The following is a 24,282-nucleotide window of genomic DNA, read 5'->3' as shown; positions in this document are numbered from 1 at the left end:
AGCGCGTTGAATAATCTTGGTATTGTTCGGACTCGGAGCGGTTTGCATGCCGAGGCTGTTGATCTGCATCGTCAGGCGTTGGCGCTCTACCGCCAGCTGGGTAATCGTCTTGGTGAGGCCAGCGCGTTGAATAATCTTGGTATTGTTCGAACCCGGACGGGTCTGCACGCCGAAGCCGTTGAGCTGCATCGACAAGCGCTTGCCCTGTTCCATGAGCTCGGCTACCAGCGTGGAGAAGCCGAGGTACTCATTGATATCGGGAAGCTGCTGCTCGAAATGGGTGCGGCGGGCGCAGCGTTCACGGTGTTCAATGATGCGCTCGAGTTCGCCCGTCGGATCGGTAGCCAACTCGAACAAGCCCACGCATTGGAGGGCATCGCGCGGTGCCGAGTGGGCATAGGTGATCTGGGGAGTCCGGTCGAGCTGCGGGAGGCGATCGAAATCTACCAGCGTATCGGAGCTCCCGAGGCCGCGACAGCTGTCACCTTCCTCGTCACACTGGAATTCGGCCCGTAGCCCTCGTGACGATTCGTCTGGGCGGGGCCCCTACGCTTGCTGTTCGGACTGTTGCGCACTATCGGTAGTCGAGTAGGTGCGGTCTATGACGGTCGTGTTGTCCATGGCCTGTGCCGTGCGGAATCCGGTGTTCGTCACCTCGTAGAAGAGGTATCGATCGACTGCCATTCGAATTGCCCACGCCCTACTCAACTTTGCGGCGGTACAGAAACGTATCAGTCGCTCGGCGGTCGTTTTGTCGAGGTCGATATCTGCCGGACTCGCGAATCGTAGTGTGACGCTTCTGTGGACAACGGCACCCTGCAGCGGATCGAAATCCCCGGATTGCGTGCTGCCTGTCTTGTAGGTATCGATGTCGACCGCGCCTGCCAGTGCTTCGATATCGCCGGCAACGTCGAAGTCGTTGAGCGTGGCTACTATTGCCGACTGAATCAGTTCAGCCTCTGACGTGCCACGCTCGTCGGCCAGGATGCGGATCAAGGACATGACGACTGGCGAGAACCCCACGGTGAGCCGCGTATTGACGGGGTAACGCTTCACGGGCTGCACACCTTGCCTTCCAGCCACAGATAATTGAGGCTGTGGCATTACGAACAAGGGCAAGCCAAAGCATCGCCAAATATACTAACATGCGGCGACTTCGAGCGCTGCTAGGACGAGTGCGCGGGCGTCGGCCGCCCCAAATGTGTCTCGATATCTTCTGTTGGTCTGCGTAGGCGCAAGCCGTCCTCCACAAACGCCGGGGTGATAGTGAATCCGGCGCCGCCCAACCCGCCGAGGTGCAGCACGCCGATATGCCCAGCGCTACTGCGCGGCACCCACTCCGCAATCGCCCGCTCGGCCGCGGGCCGCAGGCCGTACCAGTATCGGTAGTCGCCATCCGCGAGGGCGGGGCCGAGCAAGGGGAATCGTTCGAGCAGCCTGTCTCGAATCCCTTGCATCGCTTCGATGACATAGCGAGGAGCTCGGGTCACATCGCTGAGTCCGTGCTCGAGCTCGGCGTACTCCTCGGGTTCGGTGATGAGCCTGCCTGCGGCGCCGCCGAGGCAGACGTGGCCACAGGCCCGATGCGGAATGCTGTGCGTCAGTTCGTGGTCTCGATCCTTGTCCACCAGCACGATTCGATCGAACGGCGCGGGCACCTTCGACAGGTCGACAAGCAACAACAGGCCGAAGTTTCCTTCGATTCGCTTGTCTCCGAGGAGGAATTGCGCCCGATCGCCTGCGGCGACGCACGCGACTTCGGCGCCGAATTCCGCGGTGATGTCCAGTAGATCGGCGAGGTCGCGAATATGGCGCACGAGTGATGTGACACCGGGTAGTCGGCGGACCTTCTGATACAAGCGGGGCATCAGCGTGCAGGTCGAGATGATGGACCCGTCGTCGAGGCGTGCGGCTCGACTGTAGAAGGATGCGGCGAGGTCGGCCGGATCCGCGATGGAGACCTTACCGGGATGTCCGTGCGGGAGCCGAATGTGTGCTTCCCGGCTGAGGAACACGCTCTCGGTGCGGGCGAGGAAATCGCCGAACCCTAAGTCCGACAGCATGTTCCACCGGCGGAGTGAGCGATGTGCCCAGGCTACAGTTCTCGGGTCGCCGCTGAGAATGGGCATGTGCCACCCGCTCGCGCCGAAGCTCGCGATGCGACGGTCGTGCCGATCCGCGACCCAGAGGATCTCGATCGGGCGACAGGCGCGGCGCCCTGCCGAGAACAGCTCATAGACGATCTGATGACCGGCGATGCCGTGGCCGACGACGACCGCCCGCAATGTGCGCAAAGCAGTCTCGAGGAAGGTTTCCGGCTCGGCCCCGATCTGGCGGGAAGGGACGTGATGCATCGGAGGCACCTCTTTTCACCGGATCATCAGGGGCTTCTTGCGCGGACTTCGTGCGCTTCCCTGTGAGCTCGAGAGTGACGCGATGGCCCGGCATTGTCAAGCAGGGCTTTGCAACTATTTCAACGCTGGTAAGCTCCGCTTGATCGGGAGGGCCTACACCTAGGGGCAGCCATGCGCGAGGTGAAGTTAGCAGCAACACTGAAGCGTCTCGTCGATGAGGGTGAGTATCGCGGCAACCGTAAGCGGGTGTCGACCGAGCTAGGTATCACCACGGCTGCTTTGTCTCAATACATCAACGGCCAAACGATGCCGAGCCTCGAGAAACTCGTAGCGATCGCTGACCTTTTCAAGGTGTCGCTGGACTACTTGATGTTCAGTGAGGATGCGGTGACGGCGCCGACCGGGATGCTACAGTACGGCCCGCTCGCGCGTTTCGTAGAAGCCGGATTCTCTTCCGTGCGCGCCGACATCGCTGCGGAGTCGGCCTTTGTCGCGAAGATCGGGACTATCGTGACCGAGCAGATCGAAGCGGCGGCCCGGGCTGCGGCAAAGCGTCCGGCGACGCTCTACGGCATGCTCGACAAGGAGCAGCTGCTCGAGCTCGAGCGGCACAGCACTTCGAGCACCATTTTCACGACAGACCTCGACGATGACATCGTGAAGGTCGACAGCGAGATCGAACAGGGTGTGACCGCGGGTAACTTTCTGACGGTCGTTGCCGAGAATATTTCGAAAAAGCGTACCTATCACTACATTCTGTCGCCCGACATGCCGGACCGCGAGCTGCTCATTCGGCAGTTTCGGGCCCTGCTCCTGCGAGAGAATGTCAGCGAAAAAGATCTGGAACGCTGCAAGTTCAGTGTTGCGCTCGACACCGTGTATGTCGGCTTCTGTTTCTTCGAGCTCGACGTCGAAGGCCTCAAGAATCAGAGCCCGGTCTTGTTCCAGTACGTGCGAGATTACATCGGAAGCGATGGACGGATCGGGTACATCGAACCACCCTCGTCGCCCCTTCGGGCCTACTTCCTGGTAGACACTGAACGCCAGCGGTTGGCTGCGCGCGCCTTGGCGCGTCTTGTGCCGAAAACTTAGGCATACTCCCTGACAGCCACTGCATCACCTACCCTGACCTGAAAGGCCTCATGGATGAGCCCTTTTGACTGGACGAGTCGCGACGTCACCCACCTGCTGCCCGATGACTGGCGAGCCCAGATCATGCAGGTAGCCGAAGAGGAGCGCATCGGACGCACGCTCGTCAGCAGTCACTCGACGTCGCGCGAGGCCACCACGCACGAGGAGCTGCCCTGCGGCGGAGTCGGCGGACGCGTGCTGAGCGCCCGCTTGCCTTGGCTTCGCAAGCTCTACGACGGAGAGTTTCTCGATGTCGCGAAGTCGATGTCGGAGGAGACCGTCACCACGATGCTGGATGACCGGTTCGCCATGGTGCTCAACATCCAAAGCGAGAACGAACGATACGAGTGTCACGTGGATACGAATCCCGTTGAGGCACTGCTCTATTGCACGAGCCACCCGGCCGGCGGCGGCGAGCTCGTCGTCTCGAACCGTGGCGATGTGCGCTCGGTGCGAGAGGTCGACGAAGACTGCGAAATAATCGTGCCGCGAACAGGTCACCTGGTCCTCTTCGACGGTCGACGGCACAGCCATTACGTCAGGCAGCTGGTGGATCCCGACGACATCAGAGTTGTGGTGGCGATGAATTACTACACCGAGTCGAATCCGGAGTGGGAAGTACGCCCGCCGGACTTGAATCGCCACCTGACCGGTCAGGACTGACCGGTGGAAGGCTGGAATCCTTTGTAGTGCAAGGGATTCCAGCCTTATCTATGGCCCGGTCAGCTCGCGTCAGCAGTGGGCGGACGGTGGGCAGGCGGGATCTCGAGGCGGATCAGGTCTGCGGCCCTGCGGAATTCGTTGGCGTTGGCGTCCGCGGCTCGAGTTGCTCGGGCGGCGAGGAAAGTGGAGTCGATGCCTGCCACCTGCTCGGCGATGCGTCGGGTTTCGGGGATGCCGAGGCCGACGGCGATGGCCAGACCGTCCTTCCAGTGTTGGCGCGCAACGGAATAGTGAGCTGAGCCGTAGTTAACGGTGGCGATGGCGTCGTAGGCGAGGACCTCTTCGTAGGGTGAGCCGGACGCGCAGGCGATGTGGAGAGCACGCTCGAAGTGGGCGAGCGCTTCGCGGCGCTGGTCCCGTCGGCGATGCACGTCGCCGATGCCGAGATGGGTGCAGCACTTGAGGATCAGGTCGTTGTTTCGCTCGGCACGCGCCATGGCGCCGCTGAAGCTGTCGAGGGCGAGGTCGTACTTGCCCATGTTGGCGTAGACGGTGCCGATGCGGACCGAAAGATAGTTGTGGAATAGGGTTTTCGACGTTATCGAGGCCAAAGCTTGTCCGGCCTCTTGCAAATGGGTGAGCGCGTCGGTGTATCGGCCTACTCGGACGTCGGCGTCGCTGGTGCGCATGAGGGCGCAGGAGCGCAGGTAGGGGTCGGCGGTTTCGCCGGAGATGGCGACGGCTTGCGCGAAGTAGTCGTAGGCGTCGTTGACGTAGCCCATGCGTTCGTGGACCTGTCCGAGTCCTTGCAGCGCATAGCCTTCCATGAACTTGTCGCCGATCAACCGGGACAACGAAAGACATTGGTAGTAACCCATCAACGCATCGCGATAGTGCGCCATGCGGAAGTAGACGAGGCCGCTGTGATGCATAGCCCTTGCGGCATTGGAATAGTCGCGCATGCCGTGCGCGAGGCGCATGGAGTCGTTGAGCACGACGAGCGCCTGCTGGCAATGCCGCATGCGCCACAGCGTGTAGCCGAGGTTGACCAGCAGCCTGCATTCTTCGGCCTGTTCCCCGTTGCTGCGTGCCACCTCGACCGCGTCGAAGTGCAAGGTGATGGCATCGTCGGAGCAGCGAAGCCCGGTGACGTAAGGCCACCACAGGATTTCGGAGAACAACTTGGTGTAATCCGACCAGCGCGCTTTGGTGGCTTCGCGCGCGATGGCCAGCAGGTTGAGGCGCTCGGTATGTAACCAGGTTACGCATTCGTGATGGCTGGCGAAGGCGGGAGTCGGTGTCGTCGGCCGCGACAGCTCAGCGATGCGACCTGCGCGCTCCGGCAGGATTTTGCGCCCGATCGCCCAGGCGCCGTACCGGTAATAGTCGAAGAGCCGGGTCAACGCCGCGCCGCGGTCGCTGTCGCCGGGGCCGCTCAGCGTCGCGGCGTAATCGCGAACCAGGTTGTGGAACCGATACCGTTCGGAGACAGCCTGTTCGAGCAGATGCACGTCGACGAGTGCTTCGAGAATTCGTTCGGCGGTGTCGATGCCGATGTCGGCGAGGGCGGCAGTGGCATAAACATCGAAGTCGCGACCGGGATGCACACCGAGCAGCCGGAACACCCGTTGCTGTGCGATCGGCAGGTCTTGAAAACTGGCGGCGAGTGCGGCGGTCACGCTGCGCGACCCCGCGGCCAGGTGTTCGAGGCGTTGGCTCGGATGTCGAAGCCGTTCGGCCAACCGATCGATGGGCCATACGGGCCGTGCCCGCAGCCTGCCCGCCGCGATGCGAATCGCCAGCGGCAGATAGCCGCACAGTCGAACGACCTCGTCCACCACATCGGCTTCGGCCTGCACCCGCTCGTCGTTGACGATGGTGGCGAACAGTGCCGTCGCGTCCTGGGGCGACAGCACATCGAGCGAAAGGGTTTGCGAGACTTCCAAGTCCACGAGCCTGCGCCTGCTGGTGATCAGCACCAGACAGCTGGGCGTGCCTGGCAGCAGCGGCCGCACCTGGTCGGCATCGGCGACATTGTCGAAGATGAGCAGCGCGGACCGGGACGCGATCTCGGTGCGCCATAACGCCGCCCTGGCATCCAGGTCCGGCGGTATGGATTCGCTCGGCACGCCGACGGCACGTAACAGCCTGTCCAACGCCACCATCGGTTCGACGGGTGCGCTCTCGGCGGCGTGCCCGTGCAGGTCGATGTAGAGCTGCGCGTCGGGGTAGCGGCTGCTGAGCCGATGGGCCGCGTGAATCGCGAGCGTCGTCTTGCCGACGCCTGCCATACCGTCGATGGCCTCGATCAGCACCGTCGGGCGGGCCGGCTTCGGCGGGAGATCGGCGAGCAGACTGCCCATCTCGTCGGTGCGGCCGGTGAAGTCCGCGATATCGCCGGGCAGTTGGTTGCGGCTCGGCAGCAACTCGGCGCGCACTTCGAGGGTGCTGTTCGCCGTCCCCTCACTGTGCGAGTTCGCAACGGACAGCGACGACTCCTGCTCGTAGTCGGTCACCGCGGTGGCAGCGTCGAGCGGTGGTTCGATCTCATCGCGCAGGATCCGCCGGTGCAGCTCGCGGAGCTCGCGGCCGGGCTCGATCCCTATCTCGTCGGCGAGCCTGCGCTGCGCATCCTGAAAGACCAGCAGTGCCTCGGCCTGGCGACCGCAGTGGTACAAACCGAGCATGAGCAGCGTCCGAAACCGTTCTTGCAGCGGATATGACGTGACAAGCGGGGCGAGTTCGGCGACTGCTTCGGCATGGTGGCCGCGGGCGAGTTTGAGCGCGGCGCGCACTTCGAGCGCGGTCAGGTAGCGCTCCTGCAGCCTGCGCCGCTCGGCCTCGATGATGGGGCCGGCCAGCCCGCTGAACGGCTCGCCCCGCCACAGGGCCAGCGCGGCATCGGTGTGCGCGGCCGCCGCGGCCAGGTCGCTGTCGCGCCGACACCGCTCGGCCGTCGCGATCAGCCGATCGAACGCGACGTGATCCGACAGCGACGGATCGCCGTGCAGCACGTACCCCGTTTCGGACCAGACCAGCGCAGGCTCAGCCACTTTGCGCCGCGATCCCAGTGCTCGGCGCAGTCGGCTGACGTAGGTCTGGACGCCGTTGCGCGCGTCGCTCGGCGGGTGTTCACCCCACACCCCGTCGATGATCGCGTTCACGGTTACCGGCCGGTTCATCTCGAGCATCAGCGCTACGAGTACTGCCTGTTGTTTCGCTGGGCCCAAGTCGATTTCACTGTCATCCCGCCATGCCGTGAACGAACCGAGTACTCCATATCTGATCTGAGTTTTAGCCATGGACAAGCCCTCCTGAACCATGTGCTGCCAGCGCAGAGCATAGGCGGCAACGGTCGCGACAAGCCCGGGAACGGGGCGATAGTTACCACTTTGACCAGTCATTTATGCACTAGTACAGCCGCAGTTATGCCGGCCGCGACATCCTGATCGAGTGTGCTGCACCAAGATTCGGGGGCAACAACGTACGAGGCGGCCGACCGACCGGTCACCTCGCACCTACTCATCTTGTTATGGTCGAACGTCCACTTGCTGGATCGGCCGACACGCCGCGGGATCGCGGCGGATCGAGTGGGTAAACGCAGCGCACCAGCTGAGCAACCGTACCGGCCTGTCGATGCGGGCTGTGGACGGGGTTGTCGCCCAAGGGGATTCAGGGTGGGTGGCACGCGCATGTCCTATGACCTGCTCCGGCTGTGCGATCGGACGTGCCAGGAACGCTCACCACCACAGACGTTCGGCTAGCAGAAGATCGGCACCGCTAGGCACGGGTGATGAGCGAGGGAGTTCGCTATGCAATCCGGTAACAAATCACTGCTGCGCAGTGTGACGTCGATTCAGAAAGAGCTGTGGATAGCGCACGAACTTTCGGATATTCCCAACAATTGCCTCATATACATCGACATGCATACCGAGTTGAACCTCGGTCATTTTGCTGCGGCACTGCACCATGTGTACGGCGAGTCGGAGTCTCTCGCGGTCAATTTCGTGCGTGGCGCCGATGGGCCGAAGCAGGTCGAACGTGATATCAGGGAATGGCGGCCGAGCTATGTAGATTTCACCGAGAAGCCGGATCCGATGGCGGCCGCGTTCGACTATATGGCCCGAGAACGCGCGTCGGGATTCGACCTCGCGCTGGATGCACTGCTGCGCGTCGCAATACTCGAGGTCGGCGCCGAACATTATGTGCTGTCGCTGTGCTTCGACCACATCATCATGGACGGTGTCGGCGTCGTCACGTTGGCGCAGCGGGTGCTCGACGTGTACTGCGCACTGATGGCCGGAAACCCGGTGCCGCCTGCGGATTTCGTCTCCGTCGACGACATCGTCGAGAGCGATCTCGAGTACCGAAGGACTCGGCAGGCGATCGATCGTGCCTACTGGGACGGGCAGATTCCGGCGGGAATCGAACCGGTGCGGCTGCCTGGCAGCGCCGAGCACGGCGTGCGGCCGGGGCGAGTCGGTGGTACCCAAAGCTTTTCGAGTGCGGAGTTGGACGCGCTGCTGAGCTCTGCGCGCACGGTCGGGGTCAAGCTGCCGTACCTCTTGATGTCGGTCGCGGCGGCCGCGATCCAGCGGCACGCGCTCCGCGACGAATTCTGTGTGCAGATACCGGTGTCGAATCAGGCCGCCATCCCGCGCCGGACGCCGTGCCAACTCTCGGACACCGTGCCGATGCTGGTCGATTCGAGCAGAGCTCTCTCGCTCGGCGAGTTGGCTGTCCGGATCAGCGACACCATCGCGAGCGCACGAGATCATCTGCGATACGGCATGTCGGAGATCAGGCGAGACCGGAAAATGCCGAATACCAAGGGGAATCTCTTCGGCCCGGTGATCAACGTGATGTCGTTCTTCGGCGCGCTGCGGATGTCGGGCGGCACCGCCGATCTCCAGGTCTATTCGGCGGGCAACAGCGGGGATCTGTCGATCGTCTTCTATTACGAGCGGGAGTCGGATCGCGGTGGCTCGCTGCGGATCGAGGGCGATGCGCAGCTCTATACCGAGGCCGATCTGCGCAGGTATCTCGCGGCGATCACCTGCTACCTGCAGCAGGCGATCACCGACCCGGGTGCGCCGATCGGCGCGGTCGACATCCTCGGCGCCGACCGGCCGCTGGTGGTCGAGGGCTGGAACGACACGGCGGTGCCGGTCGATGCCGAGGCGACCTTGGTCGGGTTGTTCGAGGAGCAGGTGCGCCGCGCGCCCGACTCGGTGGCCGTGGTGTGCGGTGCCACGGAGCTCTCGTATCGGGAGCTCGATATGTGGTCGGATCGCGTTGCGCGCACCTTGATTTCCCATGGGGTGCGTCCGGACAGCGTGGTGGCGGTGGCACTGCCGAGATCGGTGGAGCTGATCGTCGCGATCCTGGCGGTCGTGAAGGCGGGCGGCGCCTATCTGCCGATCGATCCGACATATCCAACGGAGCGGTTGGTTTTCGTGCTCGGCGATGCCGCGCCGGTCGCCGTCCTCACCGATGTCGCGACGGCACAGACACTTCCGGATGGCAGCGGTGTGCTGGTCATGATCGACGGCGATGACGCCGAACAGTCCGGGATCGTCCGGCATGCTCCGCTGCGGCCGGGGAATCTCGCGTATCTGATCTACACGTCCGGTTCCACCGGCACGCCCAAGGGCGTCGGCGTCACGCATCGCAACGTGGCCTCGCTCTTTCTGAGCACCGCGCAGTGGTGTGACTTCGGCGCCGAGGACGTCTGGGCGTGGTGCCATTCCCAGGCATTCGACTTCTCGGTATGGGAGATCTGGGGTGCGCTGCTGCACGGCGGCCGGGTTGTTGTCGTGCCGTGGGACGTGGTGCGTACCCCCGCGCAGTTGTGGGAGCTGGTCGTCGCCGAAGGCGTGACGGTCCTCAACCAGACACCGTCCGCCTTCTACGCGCTCGCCGATGCGCGCTCGGCCGGAGGCAACCCCGAATCCGCCTTGCGCATGGTGATATTCGGTGGCGAGGCGCTGAATCCCGCGTACCTGCGGCCCTGGTATTCCGCAGGCGTCGAGGCCGGTCCGGTGCTGGTGAACATGTACGGGATCACCGAAACCACCGTGCATGTCACGAGATTGGACATGGAGGCAGCCCGCGGGTCCATGGGTGGCAGTCCGATCGGGTCTCCACTGGGCAATATGCGCGTGTACGTGCTGGATTCGTGGCTGCAGCCGGTTCCGGTGGGCGTGGCCGGTGAGTTGTACGTCGCGGGTGCGGGGTTGGCACGTGGCTACCAGAGGCGGGCGGGTCTGACTGCGGGGCGGTTCGTTGCCGATCCGTTCGACTCGGCGGGCGGTCGGTTGTACCGCACCGGCGATGTGGTGCGGTGGACGGCGTTCGGGGTGCTCGAGTACGTGGGCAGGGCCGATGACCAGGTGAAGATCCGTGGCTTCCGCGTGGAACCCGGTGAGGTGGAAACGGCACTGGCGCACCATCCTTCGGTCGCGCAAGCCGTAGTGCTCGCCGTCGACACCGACGGCGGCAAGCAGCTGGTCGGGTATGTGGTCGCCGATCGGAGCACGAACGGTCACGGACTCGACGGGGGACAGGTCCGCCGGTTTGTCGCGGAACGGCTGCCGGAGTTCCAGGTGCCCGCGGTGGTGATGGTGATCGACGCGGTGCCGTTGACGCCGAACGGCAAACTCGATCGGATCGCGCTGCCTGCCCCGGAATGGGTGTCCTCGGCCCGCTATCGGGCACCGGGCAGTGCGGGCGAGGAGGTCTTGGCCGATCTGTTCGCGGAGGTGCTCGGGCTGGAACGGGTCGGCGTGGACGACAGCTTCTTCGAGCTCGGCGGGCATTCGTTGTCCGCAACGCGCTTGATCAGCCGGATCCGGGCGGCATTGGGTGTCGAGGTGCCGATCCGGACGGTCTTCGACGCGCCGACGGTGGCGCAGTTGATCACTCGGCTCGACGCCGGTGTCCAGGTGCGGCCCGCGTTGACGGCTCGGCAACGGCCCGAGGTGATTCCGCTGTCGTACGCGCAGCGCCGGCTGTGGTTCATTCAGCAGCTGGAAGGGCCGTCGGCGACTTACAACGTGCCGTTGGCCGCGCGGTTGACGGGCGTCTTCGACGTCCCTGCGTTCGTTGCGGCGGTCGGCGATGTGGTGGCCAGGCACGAAAGCCTGCGCACGGTTTTCGTCGATGTCGACGGTGTGCCCGCACAGCGGGTGCTCGATGGGGTCGAGGTGCCGGTGGCGGTCACCGACATCGCGCTGTCGGAAGTCGAGGTGGCGGTTGCCCAGGCGGCGGGCTACCGATTCGACCTCGCATCGGAAATTCCGCTGCGCGCCAGTGTTTTCCGCTGCGGTGCGGATGAGTGGGTGCTGGTGCTGCTGATCCATCACATCGCCGGTGACGGCTGGTCGGCGGCCACCCTGTTGCAGGATCTCTCGACGGCGTATGCCGCGCGCATGGAGCGGCTGGCGCCGGCGTGGGCGCCCCTGCCGGTGCACTACGTGGACTACACGCTGTGGCAGCAGGAATTGCTCGGTTCGTCGGCTGACCCTGACAGTGTGCTGTCCCGGCAATTCGATTACTGGCGTGGCGAACTCGCCGATCTGCCCGACCAGCTGCGGCTGCCGATCGACCGGCCGCGGCCGAGGGTCGCGAGTTACCGGGGCGATCGGGTGCTCTTCGAGATCGATGCCGAGACCCGTGCCGCGGTCGAGCGGTTGGCCGGTCGGGCAGGCGCAACGGTGTCGATGGTGTTGCAGTCGGCGCTGGCGGTCCTGCTGCGCAAACTCGGTGCCGGAGCGGATATTCCGATCGGGGCGCCGATCGCGGGCCGTACCGACGACGCGCTGAACGAGCTCGTCGGGTTCTTCGTCAACACCTGGGTGTTGCGCGCAACAGTCGCTCCGGCAGCCACTTTCATCGAGATCCTCGCCGACGTCAGGGCGAAAGCGCTGGCCGCCTACGAGAATCAAGACGCGCCGTTCGAGCTGCTGGTGGAACTGCTCAATCCGACGCGCTCGGCGGCGCACCACCCGCTGTTTCAGGTGCTGCTGACGCTGCAGAACACCACGATGCCGACCTTGGCGCTGCCGGGTGTCGCGGTGCAGCCGTATCTGCCGCCGACCACCACCTCGCGATTCGACTTGACCTTCAATATCGGCGATGCCCCGGCCGTGGCCAGGCACAACGGTGACGTGCCCGCGGCGGTCGGCTGGGACGGATACATCGAATACGCCACCGAGCTGTTCGACCGGGCCACCGTCGCGGCGATGGCGGGCCGATTGGTGCGGATACTGCGGCAGGTGACCTCGGACCCGGGTATTCCGGTGGGCTCTGTCGACGTCCTCGACGCAGGCGAACGCGACCTGCTGGTGCATCACTGGAACGACACCGCGGTCCCGATCTACCGGCACGGCACGGTGGTCGGGTTGTTCGAGGCGCGGGTGGCCGCGCACCCGGACACGGTCGCCGTCGTCTGCGCGGACACCGAGGTGTCGTACGGCGAACTCGATGGCCGCGCCGATCGGCTCGCCCAGGTCTTGATCGCCGACGGGGTCGGTCCCGACACGATTGTCGCGGTGGCGCTGCCGCGCTCGGTGGACCTGATCGTGGCGTTGCTCGGCGTATTGAAGTCCGGCGGTGCGTACTTGCCGATCGACCCGGCGTACCCCTCGGATCGGTTGGCGTTCGTCCTCGCCGACGCTGCGCCTGCTGTTGTCGTGACCGACAAGGCAACTGAGCCGACGTTGCCACCTATCCCCGCGCCGCGGCTCTTCCTCGACTCGCTCGATCCCGGCGCGACCGGGAGCTACCGGACCGGCATCGTGCGGTCGGACAACCTGGCCTATGTGATGTACACCTCGGGTTCGACCGGTGTGCCCAAAGGTGTTGCGGTGACGCACCGTAACGTGCTGAACCTGGCCTGCCAGGCTTGGTCGACCGGTCCCGGCGAGCGGGTGCTCGTGCATTCGTCGATCGCCTTCGACGCCTCGACGTACGAGATCTGGCCCGCGCTGACCAGCGGTGGGGCGGTGGTGGTGGCCGCTGCGCAACGCTCGGATCCTCCCGAGATCGTCGGGCTGGTCGCGAACCGGTCGGTGACGAAGATGTTCTCGACGCCCGCGTTGCTGTCGGTGCTGCTCGACGAGGCAGCAGCGGTGCCCGACGCACCGTTGCGGAGCCTGAACCAGGTGATCGTCGGTGGCGCCGAGCTGACCTCGGCGTTGGTGCGGCGCGTGCAGAGCAGCGCCGAGGTGCGGGTGTACAACGGTTACGGCCCGACCGAGACCACGGTGTTCGCCACAACGTTCGCGGCCGACGCCGTATCCGCGGGCGGCGCTGTACCGATCGGCGCTGCGCTGGCCAATATGCGTGTGTACGTGTTGGATTCGTGGCTGCACCCGGTTCCGGCGGGCGTCGCCGGTGAGTTGTATGTGGCCGGTCCACAGCTGGCGCGGGGGTACCACGGTCGAGCAGGCGCGAGTGCGTCACGGTTCGTGGCCGATCCATTCGACGCGACCGGCGGCCGGTTGTATCGCACCGGTGATGTGGTGCGCTGGAACAGGTCAGGGCAACTGGAGTTCGTCGGCCGCGTCGACGACCAGGTGAAGATCCGCGGCTTCCGGGTCGAACCCGGTGAGGTGGAAGCGGTGCTGGCGCAGCATCCTTCGGTCGCCCAGTCGGTCGTGGTTGCGCGGGACACCGACGGCGGTAAGCAGCTGATCGGGTACGTGGTCGGCCATGATCTCGCTAGTGCGGACGTGCGCGCGTTCGCGGCCGAGCGGTTGCCGGAATTCATGGTGCCCGCGGCGATCACGGTGCTCGATGCCATGCCCATGACCGCGAACGGGAAGCTGGATCGCGGCGCGTTGCCCGATCCGGAGCTGGTGTCCTCGGTGCGCTACCGTGCGCCGAGCACCCGTCAGGAGCAGCAGCTTGCCGAGCTGTTCGGCGAGATCCTCGGACGCGATCAGGTCGGGGTGGACGACAGCTTCTTCGAGCTGGGCGGCCACTCATTGCTGGCCACTCGCTTGGCAAGTCGGATTCGGGTGGTGCTCGGCGTCGAAGTGCCGATTCGGTCGGTCTTCGACGCGCCGACGGTGGCGCAGCTGGCGACCAGACTGGATACCGGTGCCCAGGTCCGGCCCGCGTTGCTGGGTCGGCAACGGCCCGAGGTGGTTCCGTTGTCGTACGCGCAGCAGCGGCTGTGGTTCATCCATCGGCTGGAAGGGCCGTCGGCGACGTACAACATGGCGCTGGCGGTGCGGCTGCACGGGGTGGACGTGTCGGCGTTGCGTGCGGCGATCGTGGATGTCGTTGTCCGGCACGAAAGTTTGCGCACGATCTTCGTCGATGTCGACGGGGTGCCGTCGCAGCGGGTGCTCGATGCCGACGGGCTCGAGGTGCCGGTCACGGTGACCGAGGTCGCAGCGCCCGCAGCGCTGGACGCGGCGGTGACCGCAGCGGTGCGGTACGGGTTCGATCTCTCGTCGGAGATTCCGCTCCGCGCCAGCGTATTCCGCGGTGGCGGCGACGAATGCGTTGCCGTGCTGCTGATCCATCACATTGCCGGCGACGGCTGGTCGTTGACGCCGTTGCTGGCCGATCTGTCGACGGCGTACACGGCTCGGCTGGCGCACCGGGCGCCGGACTGGGCGCCGCTGCCGGTGCAATACGTGGACTACACATTGTGGCAGCGCGAACTGCTCGGCTCGTCCGACGACGCGGACAGTGTGCTGGCTCGGCAATTCGACTACTGGCGTAATGAACTCGACGGCCTGCCCGAGCAGTTGCGCCTGCCGATGGATCGGCCGCGGCCTCGGGTGGCCGGCTATCGCGGGGATGTGGTGCCGTTCGAGATCGATCCGGCGCTGCGTGCCGCAGTGGAACGGTTGGCCGCCCGCGAGGGCGCGACCGTTTCGATGGTGCTGCAGTCGGCGTTGGTCGTGCTGCTGTTCAAGCTCGGTGCGGGAGAAGACATTCCGATCGGTGCGCCGATCGCGGGCCGGACCGACGAGGCGCTCACCGATCTGGTCGGGTTCTTCGTCAACACCTGGGTGCTGCGCGCCGCCGTCGCTCCTGCGGCGCCGTTCACCGAGATCGTTGGCGGGGTCAGGGCGAAAGCGTTGGCCGCGTACGAGAATCAGGATGTTCCGTTCGAGTTGCTGGTGGAGTTGTTGAACCCGACTCGCTCGGCGGCGCATCATCCGCTGTTCCAGGTGACGCTGGCCTTCCAGAACAACACGTTGCCTGCGCTCGAGCTGTCGGGAGTGCGGATCGAGCCCTATCGCGCGGCTACCGCGACGGCACGGTTCGACTTGTTCTTCAACATCGCCGAGGCGGCCGCCGATGCGCCGTGGCCCGGGTTCGTCGAGTACGCGACCGAGTTGTTCGACCGGTCGACTGTCGAGGCGATGGCGCAGCGACTGGTTCGGCTGCTGCGGCGGGTGGTTGCGCGGCCGGACGCGCCGGTGGGGTCGATCGATGTGCTCGGCGACGACGAACGTGCGCTGGTGTTGCAGCGCTGGAACGACACCGCGAGCGTTGTCCTCGACAACACCGTGGTCGGGTTGTTCGCGGCGCAGGTTGCCACCGTGCCCGATGCGTTCGCGGTCGTCTGCGATGACGTCGAGTTGACCTATCGGGATCTCGACAGTCGGGCCGACCAGGTCGCCAAGATTCTGGCCGCCCAGGGTGTCGGTCCGGACAGCATTGTGGCGGTGGCGTTGCCGCGCTCGGCCGACTTGATCGTCGGGTTGCTCGGTGTGCTCAAGGCAGGCGGTGCGTATCTGCCGATCGATCCGGCGTACTCCTCGGACCGGTTGACGTTCGTCCTCGCCGATGCCGCTCCGGTGCTCGTTCTCACCGATCACCACACGGCACAGCGCCTGCCCCACAACGGAACACCCCACCTCTACATCGACACGATCGAGGAAACGCCCACCGTCGACGGGCCTGTCCGGTTCGGTGTGGACTGGGCGTCGGCGATCACGGCGCAGAATCTGGCCTACGTGATCTACACGTCCGGCTCGACAGGCGTGCCGAAAGGTGTTGGTATCACGCACCGTAACGTCGTCAACCTGGTGGCCCAGGCTTGGCGGGCCGGTGTCGAGGATCGGGTGTTGGTGCACTCTTCGATCGCGTTCGATGCCTCCACCTACGAGATCTGGCCTGCGCTGTGCGGTGGCGCCACTTTGGTGATCGCCGCCGCAGAGCGTTCGGATCTGGTCGAGATCACCCGGTTGGTCGCGACCAGGTCGGTGACGAAGATGTTCGCGACGCCACCGCTGCTGTCGGCGCTGGTCGATCTCGTCGCGTCGTTGCCTGGCAATGCGTTCCGGAGCCTGAACCAGGTGAGCACCGGTGCGGACACGCTGTCGCCAGGACTGGTTCAGGCGCTGCAGGCCACGTGCGGCGACGTCCGAATCGACAACCTCTACGGTCCGACCGAGGCGACCGTCGATGTGACGGCCTATCGCGTGCCCGACGACGCGAGGGACGCCGTGGTGCCGATCGGTGCGCCGGTGGCCAATACTCGGGTGTACGTGCTGGATTCGTGGTTGACGCCGGTGCCGGTCGGCGTCGCCGGTGAGTTGTACGTCGCCAGTGCGCAATTGGCGCGCGGCTATCACGGCAGGGCTGGGCTGACCGCGACGCGATTCGTTGCTGATCCGTTCGATGTGACGGGCGAGCGGTTGTATCGCACCGGCGATGTGGTGCGCTGGAACAGCTTCGGGCAGTTGGAGTTCGCGGGTCGCGCCGACGATCAGGTGAAGATCCGTGGCTTCCGTGTCGAACCAGGAGAGGTCGAAACGGTGCTGGCGCAGCATCCCTCGGTCGCCCAAGCGGTGGTGGTGGCTCGTGATACCGGGCTTGCCGGTGGGAAGCAGTTGGTCGGCTACGTGGTCGCCGACCCGTTGGGGCCGACAGTCGGCGAAGACGAGCTGGTCGGCCACTGGCGCCGGGTGTACGACGATCTGTACGCCGAGGCCGACGCTGCGCAACTCGTCACAGGCAGCGATTTCGGGTCCGACTTCGGTGGCTGGAACAGCAGCTATACCGGGGAACCGATTCCGCTGGCACAGATGCGGGAGTGGCGGTCGGCGACGGTCGATCGGATCCGTGCGTTGCGTCCGCGGCGGGTGCTCGAGATCGGTGTGGGGTCCGGCTTGCTGATGTCGCAGTTGGCGCCGCATTGCGCCGAGTACATGGCGACGGACTTCTCGGCGGAGACCATCGCGACACTGCGCGCGCAGTTGGCTGGGCTCGGCGCGGAGTGGGTCGATCGCGTCGCGTTGCGCGTCCGTGCCGCGGACGACGGGGCCGGATTGCCGGAAAGTCATTTCGACACAGTGGTATTGAACTCGGTGGCCCAGTACTTCCCCGGTGAACGGTATTTCCGTCGCGTCCTCGAGCAAGTGCTGCGGGTGCTGGCACCGGGCGGCGCGGTGTTCGTCGGCGATGTGCGCAATCTGGCTCTGCTGGAAGAGTTCACGACCGCGGTGCAGATCGCCCGCAACGGCGGCGACGACCCGGCCGCGGTCAGGGACCGGGTACGCCGAGACATCGCCGCCGAGCAGGAGCTGCTCTTGGCGCCGGAGTACTTCCTGGCCATGAGCCGCGTCCTCGACATCGATGCCGTCGACATCGAACTCAAACGCGGCTCCTCGGTGAACGAGCTGACGCGCTACCGATACGACGTGATCATGCGCAAAGCGCCGGTCACCCCGGTAGCGGTCGCCGACGTCCCGAAAGTCGAATTCCGCGACCATGATTGGCTGAGGTCACTGCTGCGGAATCGACACGGTGACGGCATCCGGGTCACCGGCATCCCGCATGCCGGGCTCACCGGCGAAATCGAAGCGGCACACCGGATCCGGACGGGCCACGCAGGCGCCGACGGACCGAACGTCGGCTACGAGGCGATGCTCGCCGAGGCCGCCGCGCGGACGGGCAGCGGCTTGCTGCCCGAGGACCTGCACGTGCTCGGCGGGCAACTGGGATACGCCACCGCGGTCACCTGGTCGGGCGAACCGGGTCGGATGGAAGCGGTCTTCCTCGACGCCGCGGCGACCGCAGGACGACCGCTGACAGGCGTGTACGTGCCGACGGCGGTGGGCGATCCGGCAGGCCATGCCAACAATCCGCAGGCGGGCCTGCTGGCCGCCGAGGTGCGGCGGTGGGCGGTCGACCGGTTGCCCGAGTTCATGGTGCCCGCGACGGTGCTGGTGATCGATTCGGTGCCGGTGACCGCGAGCGGCAAGCTCGATCGGGCGGCGTTGCCGGATCCGGAGTTCGCCGCCAGCGGCGAGTATCGGGCGCCGCACAACGAGCAGGAGCGCGCACTTGCCGAGTTGTTCGCCGAGATCCTCGGACTCGATCGCGTCGGCATCGACGACAGCTTCTTCGCGTTGGGCGGGCACTCCCTGTTGGCCACCCGCTTGGCGAGCCGGATTCGGGTGGTGCTCGGCGTCGAGGTGCCGATCCGGACGGTGTTCGACGCGCCGACGGTGGCGCAGTTGGCGACTCGGCTCGACGCCGATGTGCAGGTGCGTCCCATGCTGTACGCCCGGCAACGGCCGGACGTGATTCCGGTGTCGTTCGCGCAGCGACGGCTGTGGTTCATTCATCGGCTGGAGGGGCCGTCGGCCACCTACAACATGGCGTACGCGGTGCGGTTGCACGGGGCGGACGTCGCGGTGCTCGGTGCGGCGATCGGCGATGTGGCGGCCAGGCACGAGAGTCTGCGCACGGTCTTCGTCGACGCCGACGGCGTCCCGTCCCAGCGGGTGCTCGACGACATCCGTGTGCCGGTGCTCGACACCGAGGTCGCCCCCGCCGACCTGGCTGCGGCGGTGACCGCGGCGGTGCGGTACGGATTCGATCTGGCCACCGAAATTCCGCTGCGCACCAGTGTGTTTCGGTGTGGCCACGACGAGTGTGTCGCGGTGCTGTTGATCCATCACATCGCCGGTGACGGTTGGTCGATGACACCGTTGCTGCGGGATCTGTCGGAGGCGTACGCGGCGCGCAGGGAAGGGCGCGCGCCGCGGTGGACGTCGCTGCCGGTGCAGTACGTGGATTACACGCTGTGGCAACGAGAACTCCTCGGTGCGTCGACCGAGCCGGACAGCGTGCTGTCGCGCCAGTTCGAGTACTGGCGGCAGGAGCTCGATGGGCTCCCGGAACAGCTGCGCTTGCCGACGGATCGGCCGCGGCCGCGGGTGGCCAGCTATCGCGGGGACATGGTGCTGTTCGAGATCGACCCACTGCTCCGCGGTGCGGTGGAAAGGGTGGCCGCTCGCGAGGGTGTGACCGTATCGATGGTCTTGCAGTCGGCGTTGGCGGTGCTGCTGTGCAAACTCGGTGCGGGAGAAGATATTCCGATCGGATCGCCGATCGCGGGCCGGACCGATGACGCCTTGGCCGACCTGGTCGGCCTCTTCGTCAACACGTGGGTACTGCGGACCAGGGTTCCAGCGGCAGCCGCGTTCACCGAGATCCTCGGTCAGGTCAGGACAAAGGCGTTGGCCGCCTACGAGAATCAGGATGCGCCGTTCGAGCTGCTTGTCGAGTTGCTCAACCCGGCCCGTTCGGCCGCCCATCATCCGCTGTTCCAGGTGTCGCTGGCGTTCCAGAACAACACCATGGCGACGATGGAACTGCCTGGGGTGCGGCTCGAGCCGTACGTCGCCACCACCGCGACCTCGCGGTTCGACCTGTTCTTCAACATCACCGACGCTCCGGCCGGGCACCCGTGGAGTGGATTGGTCGAATACGCGACCGAGCTGTTCGACCGGTCGACGGTCGAGGCGATGGTGGACCGGCTCATGCGGGTACTGCGGCAGATCGTGGCGGATCCGGGTGCCGCGGTGGGCGCGATCGATGTGATCGGCGCCGAGGAACGCGAGTCGATCTTGCGCTCGTGGAACGGTGCGACCGCCGAGGTTCCTGATTGCACGCTGATCGGGTTGTTCGAGGCACAGGTGGCTCGGACGCCGGAGGCGATCGGGGTCGTGTGCGGTGATATCGAAGTCTCGTACGGCGAACTCGGTGCCCGTGCCGGCCAATTGGCGCGCTCCTTGATTTCGGCCGGGGTGGGTCCCGATGCCGTTGTCGCGGTCGCGTTGCCGAAGTCGGTGGACCTGATCGTGGCGTTGCTCGGTGTGCTGAAAGCGGGCGGAGCGTACTTGCCGATCGACCCGGCGTATCCCTCGGATCGGTTGGCATTCGTTCTCGGCGATGCGGATCCGGTTGTCGTGGTGACGGATTCGGCGACTGCGCGGCTGCTGCCCGACACCGCGGCACCGCGGCTGTGTGTCGACTCGTTTGACGAGGGGACGGGACAGTCCAGTGTGGATCGAGTTCCCGATCCACAGAATTTGGCGTATGTGATCTACACGTCTGGCTCGACGGGTGTACCGAAAGGTGTTGGTATCACGCACCGTAACGTCGTCAACCTGGTTGCGCAGGCGTGGTCTGTCGGTACTGAGGATCGGGTGTTGGTGCATTCCTCGATCGCGTTCGATGCCTCTACCTATGAAATCTGGCCTGCACTGTGTGGCGGTGCGACGTTGGTGGTTGCGGGGGAGCAGCGCTCGGATCTGGTAGAGATCACAAGCCTGATCGAGCGTCGGTCGGTGACGAAGATGTTCGCCACACCACCGTTGCTGTCAGCGTTGGTCGATCATGTGGAGTCCTTGCCCGGCCTTCCGTTGACGTCGTTGCGTCGGGTGATTGTTGGTGGTGCTGAGCTGACAGCCGGTGTGGTCGGCAGGCTGAATGCGAAGTACGCCGACGTTCAGGTGATGAATGGCTATGGGCCTACCGAGACGACGGCGTGTGTGACCGACTACGACGCCGAGAGCGGTGTCGAGGGTGCGGTGCCGATCGGGCGTCCGGTGGCCAATACCCGGGTGTTCGTGTTGGATTCATGGCTTCGGCCGGTCCCGGTCGGCGTTGCCGGCGAGTTGTATGTGGCGGGCGCACAGTTGGCCAGAGGCTATCGCGGGAGGCCGGGGTTGACGGCGGCGCGGTTCGTGGCCGATCCGTTCGATCCGGTCGGTGGGCGGCTGTATCGCACCGGAGACGTGGTGCGCTGGACAAGCGCCGGACAGTTGGAGTTCGCGGGGCGTGTCGATGATCAAGTCAAGATCCGTGGATTCCGTGTCGAGCCCGGTGAGGTCGAAACCGCACTCGCGCAGCATCCCTCGGTGTCGCAAGCGGTCGTGGTTGCGCGGGAAGCCGAGGCGGGCGGAAAGCAACTCGTCGGGTATGTGGTCGCCGATCGGACCGGGCCGACCGCTGGTGAAGACGAACTCGTCGGCCAGTGGCGCCGGGTGTACGACGACCTCTATTCCGGCGCGGCAAAGCTCGGCAACGGCAACGGCAACGGCAACGGCAACGGCAACGGCAACGGCGGTGCGGCCAAAACCGGTTTCGTCGCCGACTTCGGCGGCTGGAACAGCAGCTACACCAATGCGCCGATTCCGCTGGCGCAGATGCGGGAGTGGCGGTCGGCGACGGTCGATCGGATCCGCGGGCTGAACCCGGGCCGGATGCTCGAGATCGGTGTCGGGTCGGGATTGTTGTTGTCGCAGTTGGCTCCGGACAGCTCCGAGTACTGGGCAACGGATTTGTCGGCAGCGACAATCGACACGCTCCGAACGCGATTGGCAACATCCGACCCGTGGTGGGCCGATCGCGTCGTCCTGAGTGCGCAGGCGGCGGACGACATCGGTGGCTTGCCGGAGAACTACTTCGACACAGTGGTTTTGAACTCCGTCATCCAGTACTTCCCCGGTGAACGGTATCTCCGTCAAGTACTCGACCAAGTGCTGCGCCTGTTGGCGCCCGGCGGCGCGGTGTTCCTCGGTGATGTGCGCAATCTCGCTCTGCTGGCAGAGTTCACGACCGCGGTGCAGGTCACCCGCAACGGTGGCGACGACCCCACGGCGGTCCTGGATCGCGTGCACCGCGACGTCGCCGCCGAGCAGGAGCTGCTGCTGGCACCGGAGTACTTCCTGGCCATGGCGCGCGGTGCGAACGGGTTCGACGCGGTCGATATACAACTCAAACGCGGGATCTCGGTGAACGAGCTGACCAGGTATCGCTACGACGTCATCCTGCACAAGGCTCCTGCGCAATGCCTGTCGGTTGCTCAGGCACCGAAAGCGACGTTCCGCGACCGTGATTGGCTGCACACTCTGCTGCGGAGTCGACACGCCAACGGCATTCGGGTCACCGGTATTCCGCATGCCGGGTTGACCGGCCAGCTCGCCGCCACCACCCGGATACGGACCGGTCACCGGGTGCCCGATGTCGAGCGAACCGACCCGCTCGCACCAGGTTTCGAAGGAAAGCTGAACACGGCCGAGTATGGGGACGCAGGCTTGCTGCCCGAGGATCTGTACCTGCTCGGCAGGCAGCGCGGATACGCCGCCGCGGTCACCTGGTCGGCGGAACCGGGCCGGATGGACGCGGTCTTCCTCGACGCAAGGACGGCACAGGGACGACCACTGACCGACGTGTACCTGCCCTCGGATGCCCTCGGGGACCAAGCAACCTACGCCAATAACCCCCAGGACACCCTGCTGCCCGCCGCGGTGCGCGCTTTCGTGGCCGAGCGACTGCCCGATTTCATGGTGCCCACCGCGGTGCTGGTGATCGACTCGGTGCCGCTCACGACCAACGGCAAGCTCGATCGTGCGGCACTGCCCGACCCAGAGTTCGTGTCCGCCAACGAATATCGGGCGCCGCGTACCGAGCAGGAACGCACGCTCACCGAGCTGTTCACCGAAGTACTCGGCGTCGGACGGGTCGGCATCGATGACAGCTTCTTCGCACTGGGCGGTCACTCCCTCTTGGCGACCCGCCTGGCCAGCCGGATCCGGGCGGTGCTTGGTGTCGAGGTGCCGATCCGGGTGATGTTCGAGGCCGCCACCGTCGCCCAACTCACGGACCGATGGGATCAGCTGGCCCCCTCGCGCCGACCAGCACTGCGCAGGATGAATCGAGAGGTGGGTCTGTGATGATTCCGTTGTCGTATGCGCAGCGGCGGTTGTGGTTCATCCACCGCCTCGAAGGGCCCTCCGCCACCTACAACATGCCGTTGACGGTCCGGTTGACGGGCGTGTTCGATGCGCAGGCCTTCGCGGCGGCGGTCGGCGACGTGGTCGGCAGGCACGAGAGCCTGCGGACGATCTTTGTCGAGGTCGATGGCGTGCCCGGCCAACAGGTACTGGCGGTCGACGACGTCGAGGCGCCGGTGATCGTCACGGAGATCGATCCCGCCGATGTCGGTGCGGCGGTGACCGCTGCGATCGGGCACGAATTCGATCTGTCGTGCGAAATTCCGCTCCGCGCCACGGTGTTCCGGTGCGGCCCCGAGGACTGCGTTGTGGTGCTGCTGATCCATCACATCGCCGGTGACGGCTGGTCGATGACGCCGCTGCTGCGAGATTTGTCGGAGGCGTATGCCGCGCGGCGGCAGGGGACGGCGCCCGTGTGGGAGGCGCTGCCGGTGCAGTACGTGGATTACACGCTGTGGCAGCAGGAATTGCTCGGGTCGCCGACCGACCCGGGCAGTGTGCTGTCCCAGCAGTTCGCGTACTGGCGTGATGAACTCGACGGCCTGCCCGAGCAGGTGCCGTTGCCGACGGATCGGCCCCGGCCTCGGGTGGCGAGTCATCGCGGGGACGTGGTGGTCGTCGGGATCGATGCCGAGGTCCGTGCCCAGGTGGAACGGTTCACCGCGCGCGAGGGCGCGACGGTGTCCATGGTGTGGCAGTCGGCGCTTGCGGTGCTGCTCGGCAAACTCGGTGCCGGCGAGGATATTCCGATCGGTGCGCCGATCGCCGGTCGTACCGACGACGCGCTGACCGATCTGGTCGGGTTCTTCGTCAACACCTGGGTGCTGCGCGCCGCCGTTGCGCCTGCGGCGTCGTTCGCCGAGGTCCTGGGCCAGGTGAAGGCGAAAGCGTTGGCCGCCTACGAGAATCAGGATATTCCGTTCGAGTTGCTGGTCGAGTTGTTGAACCCGGCCCGCTCGGCAGCGCACCATCCGTTGTTCCAGGTCCTGCTGAGCGTGCAGAACAACACGGCGCCCACCCTGTCCTTGTCCGGGGTGGCGTTCGAACCGTATGCCTTGGCGGCGAACATA

Annotated in this window: 8 protein-coding genes (1 of these 8 running past the window's edge); 5 read left to right on the top strand and 3 right to left on the bottom strand. The window is 65.5% G+C overall.

The annotated features are described in order from the left end of the window. Positions 1-6 precede the first annotated feature (6 nt). Positions 7-516 (top strand): tetratricopeptide repeat protein, encoded by a 510-nt coding sequence (locus NA11_RS47170; protein WP_084654662.1) that lies wholly within the window; start codon positions 7-9, stop codon positions 514-516. Positions 517-546: 30 nt separating this feature from the next. Here NA11_RS47170 and NA11_RS16225 read toward each other — a convergent pair whose 3' ends face one another. Together NA11_RS16225 and NA11_RS16220 are read right to left on the bottom strand one after the other, a co-directional pair. After that, positions 547-1,056: a hypothetical protein gene (locus NA11_RS16225; RefSeq protein WP_141717612.1), complete on the bottom strand. Its 510-nt coding sequence runs from the start codon at positions 1,054-1,056 to the stop codon at positions 547-549. A 110-nt stretch (positions 1,057-1,166) separates the two neighbouring features. Then, the gene (locus NA11_RS16220; protein ID WP_069162721.1) at positions 1,167-2,354 is read right to left on the bottom strand and encodes an FAD-dependent oxidoreductase; all 1,188 of its coding nucleotides are present in this window, start codon (positions 2,352-2,354) and stop codon (positions 1,167-1,169) included. Between the two features lie 171 nt (positions 2,355-2,525). On the opposite strand from NA11_RS16220, the gene NA11_RS16215 reads away from it, so the two are divergent. After that, the gene (locus NA11_RS16215) at positions 2,526-3,446 is read left to right on the top strand and encodes a helix-turn-helix domain-containing protein (RefSeq protein ID WP_069162720.1); all 921 of its coding nucleotides are present in this window, start codon (positions 2,526-2,528) and stop codon (positions 3,444-3,446) included. A 54-nt stretch (positions 3,447-3,500) separates the two neighbouring features. After that, a complete protein-coding gene (locus NA11_RS16210) occupies positions 3,501-4,148 on the top strand; it encodes a 2OG-Fe(II) oxygenase (protein ID WP_141717611.1) in 648 nt (215 codons plus the stop codon). A gap of 59 nt (positions 4,149-4,207) precedes the next feature. Here the strand turns inward: NA11_RS16210 and NA11_RS16205 are convergent, their stop codons facing one another. Next, complete coding sequence (locus NA11_RS16205) at positions 4,208-7,450, bottom strand: AfsR/SARP family transcriptional regulator (RefSeq protein WP_167837650.1); 3,243 nt, start codon at positions 7,448-7,450, stop codon at positions 4,208-4,210. A 510-nt stretch (positions 7,451-7,960) separates the two neighbouring features. On the opposite strand from NA11_RS16205, the gene NA11_RS16200 reads away from it, so the two are divergent. Both NA11_RS16200 and NA11_RS16195 read left to right on the top strand, forming a co-directional pair. Beyond that, on the top strand, positions 7,961-23,152 hold the full coding sequence (locus tag NA11_RS16200) for a non-ribosomal peptide synthetase (RefSeq protein WP_069162717.1): 15,192 nt from the start codon (positions 7,961-7,963) through the stop codon (positions 23,150-23,152). Further along, positions 23,152-24,282, top strand: partial view of a non-ribosomal peptide synthetase gene (locus NA11_RS16195; protein WP_069162716.1) — the 5' end (the start) only. It continues 19,680 nt past the right edge of the window; the window shows 1,131 of its 20,811 coding nt (coding positions 1-1,131); the start codon lies at positions 23,152-23,154; its stop codon lies beyond the right edge, outside the window. The genes NA11_RS16200 and NA11_RS16195 overlap by 1 nt, the downstream gene beginning before the upstream one ends.

Source organism: Nocardia altamirensis NBRC 108246 (assembly GCF_001612685.1).
Classification (GTDB): Bacteria; Actinomycetota; Actinomycetes; order Mycobacteriales; family Mycobacteriaceae; genus Nocardia; species Nocardia altamirensis.
This window is presented reverse-complemented; position numbering and strand designations above follow the sequence as displayed.

Bases quoted from the DNA above. Each gene is read 5' to 3' on its own strand.
- NA11_RS16220 (WP_069162721.1), bottom strand. From the start codon at position 2,354: ATGCATCACGTCCCTTCCCGCCAGATCGGGGCCGAGCCGGAAACCTTC.
- NA11_RS16215 (WP_069162720.1), top strand. From the start codon at position 2,526: ATGCGCGAGGTGAAGTTAGCAGCAACACTGAAGCGTCTCGTCGATGAG.
- NA11_RS16210 (WP_141717611.1), top strand. From the start codon at position 3,501: ATGAGCCCTTTTGACTGGACGAGTCGCGACGTCACCCACCTGCTGCCC.
- NA11_RS16205 (WP_167837650.1), bottom strand. From the start codon at position 7,450: ATGGCTAAAACTCAGATCAGATATGGAGTACTCGGTTCGTTCACGGCA.
- NA11_RS16200 (WP_069162717.1), top strand. From the start codon at position 7,961: ATGCAATCCGGTAACAAATCACTGCTGCGCAGTGTGACGTCGATTCAG.